This window comes from Clostridium sp., assembly GCF_032552055.1.
In the GTDB taxonomy this organism is placed as follows: Bacteria; Bacillota; Clostridia; order Clostridiales; family Clostridiaceae; genus Clostridium.
The window spans coordinates 20,458-33,392 of the sequence record NZ_JAWGSV010000007.1 but is presented as its reverse complement, the minus strand read 5'-3'; the positions used below and the strand labels follow the sequence as shown (position 1 = coordinate 33,392).

Below are 12,935 nucleotides of genomic sequence, written 5' to 3'. Positions count from 1 at the left end.
TTGCTAAATTATTTCCTTAATTCTTTCATTTTTATTTAATAAAATAATATTATCATTCTTTAATTCATTTATTTCATAATCTTTATTTCTTTATTTTTTTTCATTCATAATTTCCACTTCCATATTCTATACTAAATATTGCCTAATCTCAAAAATTAAAAATAGATTTATATATTTAACTACTTGTATATATTCTCCCTTTATTTTACAATTGTATTGTATTATCTTTTAGGAGCTGAAATTATGACCTATATTGAGAAAAAACCTATTAATCGAAGTAAATTAAGATTAACTTTAGGACAATCTTACTATAAAATAAGGAAATATTTTTATTGGTGGTTCTCTCAAAATACATATAGTAAAAATATCAATAAAGATACTTTAAAACATGTAGTTTTTACACACAGTACACCTCTTTATAGAAAGTTACTTAATGTTGATATGTATTTACAACATAATAAAGTTGAAAATTTAAAACTAGCAATAGAAAAGCTAGATGGAGTTATTATTATGCCTAGTGAATACTTTTCTTATTGGAAACTAATCGGAAAACCTACTTATCGAAAAGGTTATAAAGATGGGATGGTTCTTAGCCCTAATGGTAATTTTGAATCTGGTGTTGGTGGAGGCTTATGCCAATTGTCTAATTTAATTTATTGGATCACTTTACATTCTCCTCTAACTGTTACAGAACGATATAGACATAGTCATGATGTTTTTCCTGATGTAAATAGAACCCAACCCTTCGGTTCTGGAGCTACATGTTTTTATAATTACTTAGATTTAGAAATAAAGAACACTACCAATACTCCTTATCAGCTTAAACTATATCTTACAAAGGAAAGTCTTATAGGTGAATGGCGTTCAACTGAAACATGTAATTATAGGTATGAAGTTTACGAAAAAGAACATTCAATGACTCCTGGATTTTTCGGTCATTATATTAGAAATAATGTACTATATAGAAAAGTTTATAATATTGTTGGTGATGAAATTAATGATGAATACATCACTGAAAATCATGCATTTATGATGTACCAACCATATATCGGTAATTAATAATTCATAATGTATAATTCATAATTGAAAATAAATTATAAATTAAAAAAGTGAAGGAGCTTAGAAAGTTTTGCATTGCAAAAACTCCTAAGCTCTTTCACTATTAACTTTTCACTATTTTTCTCTTTATTAATTCTAGCTATATGATTTTTTTAAAGCTTTTAATAATACTTTTTTATCCTTCTTATAAGGAGTTACAGGTATTATTGACTTGTGAGTAACACCTAATAATTTATATACTGCTATTCTTGCAGCTCTAACTGAATATTCTTCAGTGAATACCATATCTTCAGGTATTTCTACAAATTGACTTATTAATGCAAAGTTTGTAGAACCTTCTGGTACAACCTTAGGTCTATCAGTCATTTTTCTAGGTTGGAATTGAGCATCTATATATGGCATCATACATGGTATAACATTAACTATGTCTTCCATAATTTCTTCTTGTTGATCTTCAAAATGTAAATGATGTAATAATTCTATTAAAATTTCTTCACCAGTACATTCTTTCATTGGCTTCTTAACATAGTCTCCTTCCTTATCTGTATAAAGTCCATATCCCCAGAAAATAGTAGTATCCATTGGCTGATTCTTAAAGTGAGGTTGAGCAGCAACTACAATACTCATTAACCAACTTGAATCTTTAAATGTCATTAAAGCTCCACTTCCAGGTATATTACCAGAGAATTGTTCAATTAACTTTAATAGCTTATTACCTTTGCAAGTAACTGTGAAGCTTTCCCAATTAGTTTGCTCTGGATGATTAAAGAATGGGACTGGATTACCAAGTCCTAATTTTTTCTTTGCAATTCTTTCCCAAAGCTCTCCTGAAGGAGGATTACTTGGAAGATATTCTGGTGCAGTTTTTAAATCTCCTAAAGTCGCACAATCAGTCATACATCCATTTGTTACTATACATAAATCTTCATCTCTTAACTCAATTATGCTTTCTTCATCATCTAACTTTATATGAATTGCAGTAGCAGTTATTCCATCTCCTGGTTTAAAATCTATATCTGTAACAGTAGCATTAATACTGAAATCTACATTATACTTATTTAAATACTCCTTTAAAGGTAATATTAATGATTCATACTGATTATATGGTGTACGAGTGACCCCTTCTAAAGTTTCTATACGAGAAAATTCAAATATCATACGTTCCATATAACGTTTAAATTCAAATAAACTAGACCATTTTTGGAAGGCAAAGGTAGTTTGCCACATATACCAGAAGTTTGTAGTAAAGAAATGTGGTGTATCTTTAAACCAATCTTCAATAGTTAAATCATCTAATTTATCTTCAGGCATCATCATTAATTTTCCTAAAGCTAAACGATCTGAATTATTGAATCCCATGCTTTTAACATTTAAAATATTTCCATCTTCATCAATCAGCCTTGCTTGTGCATGAGTTGGATGTAAATGATCAAAATTTAATATTTCTTCTGTAACACTCATACCTGGCATATCAATTGAAGGAATACTACTAAATAATTCCCAGAAATTTTCATATGTTTCTTCATTTAGCATTCTTCCACCACGGACTATAAATCCATTTTGAGCATTTCCAGCTCCATCATTACTGCCACCTAATATATTAGTACTTTCAATAATATGAATATTTTCACCCTTTACTTTACAGTCTCTAATTAAATATACTGCACCTGCAAGAGATGCTAGACCCCCACCAACAAAGTAGATTTGTCTATCTCCACTTTCTACAAAACCTTCAGAATAAGTTATCATCTTAGCCTTTTTATCATTATTATCTTTTATTTTCTTTGCAGCCGCAATTACTGCTGCTGTTCCTGCTATAGCGCCTACAACTAATAATGGATTAACTTTACTACTTTTATTTCTTTTACTCATTAACCTCACCCTTTCGTAAGTATTTTTATTTCATACTCTTATAATAATACAGTTTCCCCCAATAAAAAAGTATTATCCTTAAAAAAGCTGACTAACTAGTACAACTTTATAAATTTATTAAAATATAAAGGATGAAACATTAAAATATCTAGTTTCATCCTTACTTTTTTAAACATTATTTATTACTTAAAGTTTGTTATTAAAATATACTATTTTTTCTTTAATTCATCTAGGTACTTTACTGCACTTAATGATGCAATATTGCCTTCTCCAGCTGCTTTTATATATTGATATGGTTTTCCTACACAATCCCCTGCTGCAAAGCAACCTTTAATATTAGTTTTCATATATCTATCTACTGAAATATGATCATCTTCAATTAATAATCCTGGGACTAATTGAGCTGGTGAAATCGAATCCTTTATTATAAAAATACCATCAACTTCAATTTCATTATTAGCTAAAACTAAAGTTCTATTACCAGACTCATTTAGTATCTTCTTAGGTTTATCTTTAATAATAGTAATACTATCATTGATGTAATATGGCTCCTTATACATAGGTACATAATATACTTCAGAAGCTATTTCAGATACATAGTTTGCGTCCCTTTCAGCCTCTTTGTTATATCCTAATATTGCAACTCTTTTCTTTTTATAAAAATTAGCATCGCAAGTAGCGCAATAACTAACTCCTCTTCCTAAGTATTCAAGCTCTCCTATTAAGGGTTTAGTATATTCAATACCAGTAGCCAAAATAATTGATGTAGCTTCAAAAGACTTATCATTTGACATTAATACAAAATGACTTCCCATTGCATAAATACTATCTATTCTATTTTCAGCTATTTCTATTTCCATTTCTTTAATATGCTCTTGAAATTTAACCTTTAACTCATTTCCACTTATATTAGGGAACCCAAGATAATTATCTATCCCAGGAGCTTTTTCTATTTTACTAGATAAGTTTCTATTTCCAAAAATAATAAAACTTTTGTTTCTTATTTTTGCATTTAAAGCTGCTGATAAACCTGCAGGTCCACTTCCTACAATTGCAATATCATATCTTTCACTCAAAGTTTCACCTCTAATTATAAATGCTTAGTAACAGCTTCTTTTAAGCTATCCTTAGGCATAAATCCTACTAATGTTTCAACAGGCTTACCATTTTTAAACACTACTAATGTTGGAATGCTCATTATATCGTACTTATTTGCTAAATCTTCATTTTCATCTACATCTACTTTAATAAATTTAGCATCTGTAACTTCATTAGATATTTCTTCTACTACTGGAGCTATCATTTTACAAGGACCACACCACTTTGCCCAGAAATCTACTAAAACTACTCCTTCATTTTTTAAAACTAATTCCTCAAAATTTAATTCACTTCCATGTTCTACCATATAAACTACCTCCTATTATACCCCTAGTGGGTATCTATATTGATATTTTACTTTATTCTACATAATATCGTCAATAGCATATGTTTCAATTATCAATTTTATCTTACTATTATGTGATAAATTTAAAATCTTGAAATAATATATGCTATATTATATTTTCCCATTTAATATATTTTTATTTCTTTAAATTTAAAAATTGTGATTCATATAATTCTTTATAAAGTCCATCAACCTTTAATAAATCTTCATGACTTCCCTTTTCTTCAATTCCTTTATCAGTTAAAACTAGGATTTCATCTGCATTTTTAATAGTTGATAATCTATGTGCAACTACTATAGTAGTTCTTCCCTTACAAAGTTCTTCTAAGGATTTTTGAATCATATATTCTGTTGTATTATCTAAAGCTGAAGTTGCTTCATCTAAAATTAATATTGGTGGATTCTTTAAAAATACCCTAGCAATAGAAATTCTTTGCTTTTGTCCACCTGATAGTTTAACTCCTCTTTCACCTATATAAGTCTCATAACCATCATCTAATTTCATAATAAAATCATGTATATTAGCTCTTTTTGCTGCTGCTATTACTTCTTCATCTGTAGCATCTTGTTTACCATATAATATATTATCCTTAATTGTTCCAGTGAATAAAAATACATCTTGTTGTACTATTCCAATATTACTTCTTAATGACTCTAAAGTAACATCATATACACTTCTACCATCTATAGTTATATCACCTTCTGTAACATCATAAAATCTAGGAATTAAATTACAGAAAGTAGTTTTTCCACCACCAGAAGGTCCTACTAAGGCAAGCATCTTGCCTTTTTCAATATTTAAATTAATACCTTCTAGTATGCTCTTTTCCTCATAACTAAAGTGTACATCTTTAAACTCAATATTTCCTTTAACGTCATTAAGCTCTATTTCTCCATCATTTTCTGTTTCTTCATCAATTATTGAAACAAACCTTTTGAAACCAGTCATACCATTTTGGTATTGCTCCATAAAGTTAACAAGCTTTTTAATTGGTTGAGTAAATAATTTTATATATAAAAGATATGCAAAGAAATCTCCTAAATTTATTATATTGAAATATGTGAAAATTCCGCCTGCAATTAAAACTACATAGTCTAGAAAATCTATTCCAAAACCTACACCTGCAAAATATTCTGCCATAACTTTATAAGCTCTAGATCTTGCATTTTTAAATTTATTATTTCCTTTTTGGAACTTGTCCACTTCATGGTCATGAGAAACAAATGCCTTTGTTATTCTTATTCCTGATAAAGAATTCTCTAAATTAGAATTAACTGCTGATGTTTCTACCCTAGTTTCCATAAAGGCAGTTAGCATCTTATTTTTTTGCTTCCATGTAAATAAAACTATAAAAGGTATAAAAGCAAATATAATAAGAGTTAGAGGAATATTAATTGTACATAATACTATAAAGGAACCAATTAACATTACTAATGAAACAAATATATCTTCTGGACCATGATGAGCTAGCTCTGAAACTTCCATAAGGTCGTTTATCATTCTACTCATTAAGTCACCAGTTTTATTGTTATCAAAATAAGTATTAGGTAACTTTTGAAGATGTAAGAACATATCTCTTCTCATATCTCCTTGCATATGTACACCCATAACATGTCCATAATATTGCATAAAATATCCACAAGCTGCTTTTATAAAATAAATAGCTAGCAAAGTAACACCAAAAACAACTAGCATTCTAATATTTTTATTTGGAATACTATCATTAACTAAATTTCTTGTCATCATTGGATAAACAAGATCACAAGCTGCAGTAATAAAAGCTGCAAGTAAGTCAAAGAAAAATAATTTCTTATAGGGCTTATAATAACTAATAAATCTTCTTACCATTTTTCCTCCTTATATTGGTACATAATTTAGTACGTTTATATATTATTTCTTAATAATTCTTATAACTATAACTTATAATATATTTATTGATAATAATTTTCAAGTAAAATACAGCATATTTACAAACTATCTATATATATCTACTATTAACCCTTGAATTTCATCTATTGATGCCGCCATATTTAAATTATCAGTTTCACCTTTTAATAGTGCTGTAGTCAATTCTTCAAGCTTTGCATCTATTGTATCTATAGTTATAAAATATTGAGTTTGCCAAAAACTAATATCTTTTTTAGTGTTATACATAAATTTAAGAATAGATTCTAAATATTCTTTTATCATTTTTTTATATGCTACTACATCTCCATATGTTTTTGTAACTACTAATCTATTTCCTTTTTTATGTATTTCCTCTATCATTTCTTTAAGTTGTTCTTCAGATCGTCTCTCCTTAGCGTGATTAAAACTTTGAGAAAAATCTTTTTTTTCAGAAACAACCTTTCTATCTTGCTGAATTATACCTTTTCTATTAATTCTTCCAACTTCCATATCTCCACCATCCTTAAAGCTATTATATCACTAAATTTAAAATTCCTCACTTCTTCCATGTATTATTATAGCTAAAAATTAATACAATATAGTTATGCATAGTTTTTATAATATAGGAGGTAAAAATGTGGTATAGTAAAAATTCTGATGAAATAATAAAAGAATTATCCTCTAATGAAGTTAATGGATTATCCTCTAATGAAGCTAAATCAAGACTTGAGAAAAATGGATTAAATAAACTTCAAGGAAAAAAGAAAAAAAGCATGTTTCAATTATTCCTAGCACAAATTAATGATGTAATGATTTATATATTATTAATTGCAGCTATTATCTCTATGGTAGTAAAAGAATTTAGTGATGCAATTATAATTTTAATAGTAATATTTGTGAATGCAATAATTGGGGTAATACAAGAATCTAAGGCTGAAAAAGCTTTAGAAGCATTGAAAAATATGTCTACTCCTAAAGCTTTAGTTAAAAGAGATGGAAATATAATAGAAATTCAATCTGAAGAAGTTGTAGTTGGAGATATAGTTATTATCGATGCTGGTAGATATATACCTGCTGACCTAAGACTTATTGAAGCTGCTAATTTAAAAATAGAAGAATCAGCTTTTACAGGTGAATCTGTACCTTCTGATAAAAATTCAGAAACTAATTTAGATAACTCTGAATTACCTATTGGTGACCAACATAATATGGCCTTTATGTCTACTCTTGTAACCTATGGTAGAGGTGTAGGTATAGTTGTAGGAACTGGTATGAATACAGAAATAGGTAAGATAGCACAAATGCTTGATGCTGAAGAGGATAATACTACCCCACTTCAAAGAAAGCTTGCTCAACTTGGGAAAACCCTAGGGTTTGCTGCTGTAGGTATTTCTATTCTTATGTTTATAGTATCTATGTTCCAAGGAAGAGATTTTCTTGAAATGTTTATGACTTCTATAAGTTTAGCCGTGGCTGCTATTCCAGAAGGATTACCAGCAATAGTTGCAATAGTTCTTGCACTTGGTGTTCAAAGAATGATAAAGGAAAATGCAATTATAAGAAAGTTACCTTCTGTAGAAACTCTCGGCTCAGTTACTATTATTTGTTCAGATAAAACTGGTACATTAACAATTAATAAAATGACTGTAAAAAAAATATTTGTAAATAATGAAATTCATGATTTAGATAAAATAGATATTAATAATAAAGAATCTAAATTATTAGTTGATGGAATGATTCTATGCAATGACGCTACTTCAAAAGATGGTAAGCAAACTGGAGACCCTACTGAGGTTGCTTTAATCGAGGTTGGAAATAAACTTAATATACTAAAAGAAGATTTAAGTGCTTCTAACAAAAGAATTAATGAAATCCCCTTTGATTCAGATAGAAAGCTAATGACTACAGTAAATAATTATAATAATAAAAATACTGTATTTACTAAAGGAGCAATAGATAGCATATTAAAAATATCAAATAAGATTTTAATAAATGGTGAAGTTAAGGAATTTACTAAAGCTGAAAAAGATAAGGTTTTAGAATCATCTAATAAAATGTCAGATGATGCCTTAAGAGTCTTAGCCTTAGCTTATAAGGAAATTGATAATGATAATATAGTAGTAAATGATCTTGAATCTAATTTAATCTTTATTGGTCTTATGGGAATGATAGATCCTCCTAGAGAAGAAGTAAAATCTTCTATTGAAGTTAGCAAGAAGGCTGGAATAAGAACTATAATGATAACAGGAGATCATAAAAATACTGCTGTTGCAATAGCTAAAGACTTAGGTATTGCTGAAGATATTTCACAAGCTATGGCTGGAAGTGAAATAGATACTTATAGTGATGATGAGTTTGTAAAAATTGTTAATAATTATAGAGTATTTGCAAGGGTTTCTCCTGAACACAAAGTAAAAATAGTAAAAGCATTTAAAGCTCACGATAATATAGTATCTATGACAGGTGATGGAGTTAATGATGCACCTTCTCTAAAAGCTGCGGATATTGGAGTTGCTATGGGTATAACAGGTACAGATGTGGCAAAAGGTGCAGCTGATATGGTGCTTACTGATGATAACTTTACTACTATTGTTAATGCTGTAGAAGAAGGAAGAAATATTTTTAATAATATAAAAAAATCTATTACATTCCTATTAAGCTGTAACTTAGGAGAAGTAGTCGCGTTATTTGTTGCAATCTTACTAAACTGGCCTACACCATTACAAGCAATCCATATTCTATGGGTAAACTTAATTACAGATAGCTTTCCCGCTCTATCTTTAGGCGTAGATCCTGGTGATAAGGGAGTTATGGATTTACCTCCTAAAGCCCCAAATGAAAGTTTATTTGCCGGTAGAACAGGAATTCTTCTAATAATAAATGGTATATTAATTGGTGTTACAACTTTAATTGCCTTTGTATTAGGAGAAAAATTATATCCTGACTCCTTAAAACATGCTCAAACAATGGCATTTGTAGTATTAAGTGTTTCTCAACTTTTCTATTCCTTATCAATGAGAAACGAAAGAAAATCTATATTCCAAATAGGTTTCTTTAAGAATAAATGGCTATTAGCATCTATAGCTTTTGGTATTCTATTGCAATTTGCAATAATAACAATACCATTTACTGCAAATGTATTTAAAGTTTATTCCTTAAGCCTATATGATTGGGGAATAGTAATATTAATTTCATTAATTCCATTTGTAATAAATGAATTGATAAAAGTCATATTTAAATCAAAAAAATAACTGTAAGTATGTAATAAAATTCAAAGCATTTAATTAAAGAATGAAAAAATTAAAAAATGAAAGAATGTTTATAAAAAATCTTTATAGATTTTTTAAGTACATCTTAAAAAAAGGAGGTTTTGCTATATAAAACCTCCTTTATTCATTCCTTCATTTTTACTTCTTCTCATTTTCATTTAGTACATATCATTTCCACAACAAATTCTTTGGCTATTATTAATTGTAATATACTCGTAATGATAAATAGAATATGTCTTATGGAGCATATTCTATTTATCATTGTCGTTATATTCAATTTGTAAATACATTTCCTTCTAGGAGAATTCCGTTCTTCATTGAGTATATCTTATCTGCTACTTTTTTTGCAAAATCCATGTCATGAGTTATTATAAGCATACTCATTCCCTCTTTTGCAAGTGACCTTATTATCTCTGCTACTTCTCCACTTAAACCTGGATCTAAAGCTGATGTAGGTTCGTCAAAGCACATTAATTTAGGATTTAAAGCTAAGGCTCTCCCTATAGCTACTCTTTGCTTTTGTCCTCCTGACAGTTCATAAGGATAACTATCTATTTTATCTTTTAATCCTAAAAATCCTAATATTTCTTTTGCATCTTTCTTCGCCTTAGTTTCTTTTTCTCCTAAAACCCTAATGGGTGCTTCTATTAAATTATCTAATACGCTCATATGTGGAAAAAGATTAAAGTTTTGAAATACTAACCCTATTGCTCTTCTTACTTCATTAAATTCTTTCTTTTCCTTATAAACTCCATTTTCACATAAATACTTATTTTCTACTATAATAGTCCCTTCATCACAAAACTCTAGTCCATTTACGCACCTTAATAGAGTTGTTTTACCACCACCGGAAGGACCTACTATAACTACTATTTCTCCTGAATTTACTTCAAGATCTATTCCATTCAAAACTTCAGTTTTCCCAAAACTTTTCTTTAACCCCTTAACCTTAAGCATATCCTTCCCTCCTATTGATAATAATCAAACTTTTTCTCCATTGCCTCTAAAATCTTTGTTAGCACTCCGTTAAATACTAAATAGAATACTGCAACTACAACAAATGGCATAATAGATGATAATCTATTAGATGCTATCTTGGCTATCTTTAATAACTCATCTAAACCAACTACATAAATTAATGCTGTATCTTTAACTAAAGTTACTACCTCATTTCCAACAGGTGGAAAAATCCTTTTTAGAGCTTGAGGAAGTACGATTCTAAAAAAAGTATCTTTTTTATTTAATCCCAGTACATCTGCCCCTTCAAACTGTCCTTTATCTATAGATAATATACCAGCTCTAAATATTTCTCCAAAGTATGCCCCATAATTTAATACCATAGCTAAAATAGCCGCTGGAAATCTCGGTATATTTATACCGATAATAGGTAACCCAAAAAATATAAATAATATTTGTAATAATAATGGTGTCCCTCTTAAAATTAAAACATAGATTCCAGTTATAGATTTTAGTATTTTTATTTTAGATATTCTTCCTAAAGCAATTGCTACGCCTAAAGGTATTGATAATATTAAGGTTATCGAAAATATTCCAATAGTTACCTTTAAGCCTTCTAATGCTTGAGGAATAAATTCCATAATTTCATTTATTAATTCCAAGGTAAACGCCTCCTTATTACTTTATTAATTATTTTGCAATTATATCTTCACCAAACCACTTAACAGAAATCTCTCCAGCTATTCCATCTTCAACTAACTCATTAAATGCTTTATTAAATGCTTCAACTAAATCCTTATCTTCTTTTCTCATTCCTACAGCATACGCTTCTGTACCAAAATCTTCAGATAAAATTTTATACTTTTCAGACCCTCTTTGATTAGTGTAGTATTTTGCTAATATTTCATCAGCAACTACAGCATCTAATCTTCCTGCTTCTAAATCCATTAATGCTTCATTGTTAGTTTCAAAAGTTACTACTTTACTATCTTTAAATGTAGTTATAGTATCACCATCAGCCTCAATTGCATCAACAGCACTTGATTGATTTTGTGCACCAACAACTTTATCTTTTAAATCTGCCTTAGTGTTAATTTTAGAATCTGATAAAGTAATAATAACTTGTCTATTATTTAAATATGGAATTGAAAATTCAACTTTTTCTTTTCTTTCGTCTGTAATGCTATATCCATTCCAAATAAAATCTATATTTCCGTTCTTAAGTTCCGTTTCTTTCATACTCCAATCTATAGGTTGAAACTCTATTTCCTTATTTAACTTTTCTGAAACAGCCTTAGCTAGATCAATATCAAATCCAACATACTCTCCATTTGAATCTTTAAATCCCATAGGTACAAAAGTATCATCAAAACCTAAAATAAGCTTGTCCTTATCTAATACACTTTGATCTTTCTTTTCCCCACATGATATCAATGATAATGACATAACAGATACTACTGTTAAAGCTAATAATTTTTTCCCAAATTTCATAATTAATTGCCCCCTCTTTATTTTCTTTAAAAACGCTTTCCTTATTTAATACTTTAACACAATAAAGTAATGAAGTCAATAAAAATATGATAATTTTTTAATTATCATATTTTTTTATATCTTTCTAAAGTTCCTGTTCCATCATCATTTCTATCAATATATATGAAATCAATTGACTTAGTTAATCTAGCTAGCTTATTATAAATTCATAAAGAATAAAATAGTACACCTCTGATGTTAATTATTAATTTAATTAACATCAGAGGTGTAAATATTCATTATTTAATTCTGTAATATACCTTTTAAAATCATTTTTATCTACTTTTTTAGTTTCAATTAAAAATAAATAATCCATAAGCTTTGGATGGAATTTAAGATTTAATAACTCCTTACAAAAGCTATGAGCTGCTATTTCCCTAGTTTTTAATATTGAAGATTTTCTCTTTATTGGTCCTATAGAAATTGTCTCCACTTTTTCTAACAATTCGTTTGTATTCTTTTTATTCTTAAACTCTAGGAAGTGATAAAACTCATGCGCCAAATGAATTTGATAAACCTTTTCTCTACTCACTTTAAATCCTGATTCATTTAAAGATTTATATAGTTGTTCTATAGAATTTTTATAAATTGTTATTTTCTTTTCTTTTTTATCAAAGATTATCTCACCTCTTATATCTAATTTCTTAGTGGGACAAGTCTCTTCAATAATTACTTCCACTCCATTATCCTTAAGTAACTCTTCTATGGTAATATCTTTATATTTCTTAGCTTCTTTTCTACCAATATTGCTAGCTTCATTAAGAAAATATCTTATTTTATTCTTTGGTATTTTATGAAATACTATATCTTCCTTTAATTCTAAAAAGTATAAAATTTCATCATTTAAATAATATAAATTATTCATTTAATTTACTCCCCTTAAATTTATCAAAAGAGGCTTATGCACCTATCCCTA

Annotated in this window: 11 protein-coding genes; 2 read left to right on the top strand and 9 right to left on the bottom strand. The window is 28.3% G+C overall.

The window, feature by feature from the left end:
- Positions 1–243: 243 nt before the first annotated feature.
- A complete protein-coding gene (locus E6248_RS01260) occupies positions 244–1,059 on the top strand; it encodes a VanW family protein (RefSeq protein WP_316339034.1) in 816 nt (271 codons plus the stop codon).
- Between the two features lie 135 nt (positions 1,060–1,194).
- Here E6248_RS01260 and E6248_RS01255 read toward each other — a convergent pair whose 3' ends face one another.
- The 5 genes from E6248_RS01255 to E6248_RS01235 form a co-directional block, all read right to left on the bottom strand.
- Positions 1,195–2,931: an oleate hydratase gene (locus tag E6248_RS01255; RefSeq protein WP_316339033.1), complete on the bottom strand. Its 1,737-nt coding sequence runs from the start codon at positions 2,929–2,931 to the stop codon at positions 1,195–1,197.
- Positions 2,932–3,140: 209 nt separating this feature from the next.
- A complete protein-coding gene (locus tag E6248_RS01250) occupies positions 3,141–4,007 on the bottom strand; it encodes an NAD(P)/FAD-dependent oxidoreductase (protein WP_316339032.1) in 867 nt (288 codons plus the stop codon).
- Positions 4,008–4,021: 14 nt separating this feature from the next.
- Positions 4,022–4,336 (bottom strand): thioredoxin, encoded by a 315-nt coding sequence (trxA, locus tag E6248_RS01245; protein ID WP_316339031.1) that lies wholly within the window; start codon positions 4,334–4,336, stop codon positions 4,022–4,024.
- A 175-nt stretch (positions 4,337–4,511) separates the two neighbouring features.
- Complete coding sequence (locus E6248_RS01240; protein ID WP_316339030.1) at positions 4,512–6,224, bottom strand: ABC transporter ATP-binding protein; 1,713 nt, start codon at positions 6,222–6,224, stop codon at positions 4,512–4,514.
- A gap of 126 nt (positions 6,225–6,350) precedes the next feature.
- A complete protein-coding gene (locus E6248_RS01235) occupies positions 6,351–6,773 on the bottom strand; it encodes a YaaR family protein (protein WP_316339029.1) in 423 nt (140 codons plus the stop codon).
- A 125-nt stretch (positions 6,774–6,898) separates the two neighbouring features.
- On the opposite strand from E6248_RS01235, the gene E6248_RS01230 reads away from it, so the two are divergent.
- Entirely contained in the window at positions 6,899–9,514 is a 2,616-nt protein-coding gene (locus tag E6248_RS01230) for a calcium-translocating P-type ATPase, PMCA-type (RefSeq protein ID WP_316339028.1), read from the top strand.
- 291 nt (positions 9,515–9,805) lie between these two features.
- Here the strand turns inward: E6248_RS01230 and E6248_RS01225 are convergent, their stop codons facing one another.
- From E6248_RS01225 to E6248_RS01210, 4 genes are all read right to left on the bottom strand, one after another.
- Positions 9,806–10,489, bottom strand: coding sequence for an amino acid ABC transporter ATP-binding protein (locus E6248_RS01225; protein WP_316339027.1), 684 nt, complete (start codon positions 10,487–10,489; stop codon positions 9,806–9,808).
- A gap of 11 nt (positions 10,490–10,500) precedes the next feature.
- The gene (locus E6248_RS01220; RefSeq protein ID WP_316339036.1) at positions 10,501–11,142 is read right to left on the bottom strand and encodes an amino acid ABC transporter permease; all 642 of its coding nucleotides are present in this window, start codon (positions 11,140–11,142) and stop codon (positions 10,501–10,503) included.
- Positions 11,143–11,179: 37 nt separating this feature from the next.
- Positions 11,180–11,980, bottom strand: a complete 801-nt coding sequence (locus E6248_RS01215) for an amino acid ABC transporter substrate-binding protein (protein WP_316339026.1) — start codon at positions 11,978–11,980, stop codon at positions 11,180–11,182.
- A 259-nt stretch (positions 11,981–12,239) separates the two neighbouring features.
- On the bottom strand, positions 12,240–12,884 hold the full coding sequence (locus E6248_RS01210; protein ID WP_316339025.1) for a hypothetical protein: 645 nt from the start codon (positions 12,882–12,884) through the stop codon (positions 12,240–12,242).
- Between the last annotated feature and the right edge of the window lie 51 nt (positions 12,885–12,935).

What these genes read in the sequence shown, in the direction of transcription:
- E6248_RS01260 (WP_316339034.1), top strand. Translation starts at nt 244, where the DNA reads ATGACCTATATTGAGAAAAAACCTATTAATCGAAGTAAATTAAGATTA.
- E6248_RS01255 (WP_316339033.1), bottom strand. Translation starts at nt 2,931, where the DNA reads ATGAGTAAAAGAAATAAAAGTAGTAAAGTTAATCCATTATTAGTTGTA.
- trxA (WP_316339031.1), bottom strand. Translation starts at nt 4,336, where the DNA reads ATGGTAGAACATGGAAGTGAATTAAATTTTGAGGAATTAGTTTTAAAA.
- E6248_RS01240 (WP_316339030.1), bottom strand. Translation starts at nt 6,224, where the DNA reads ATGGTAAGAAGATTTATTAGTTATTATAAGCCCTATAAGAAATTATTT.
- E6248_RS01235 (WP_316339029.1), bottom strand. Translation starts at nt 6,773, where the DNA reads ATGGAAGTTGGAAGAATTAATAGAAAAGGTATAATTCAGCAAGATAGA.
- E6248_RS01230 (WP_316339028.1), top strand. Translation starts at nt 6,899, where the DNA reads ATGTGGTATAGTAAAAATTCTGATGAAATAATAAAAGAATTATCCTCT.
- E6248_RS01225 (WP_316339027.1), bottom strand. Translation starts at nt 10,489, where the DNA reads ATGCTTAAGGTTAAGGGGTTAAAGAAAAGTTTTGGGAAAACTGAAGTT.
- E6248_RS01215 (WP_316339026.1), bottom strand. Translation starts at nt 11,980, where the DNA reads ATGAAATTTGGGAAAAAATTATTAGCTTTAACAGTAGTATCTGTTATG.
- E6248_RS01210 (WP_316339025.1), bottom strand. Translation starts at nt 12,884, where the DNA reads ATGAATAATTTATATTATTTAAATGATGAAATTTTATACTTTTTAGAA.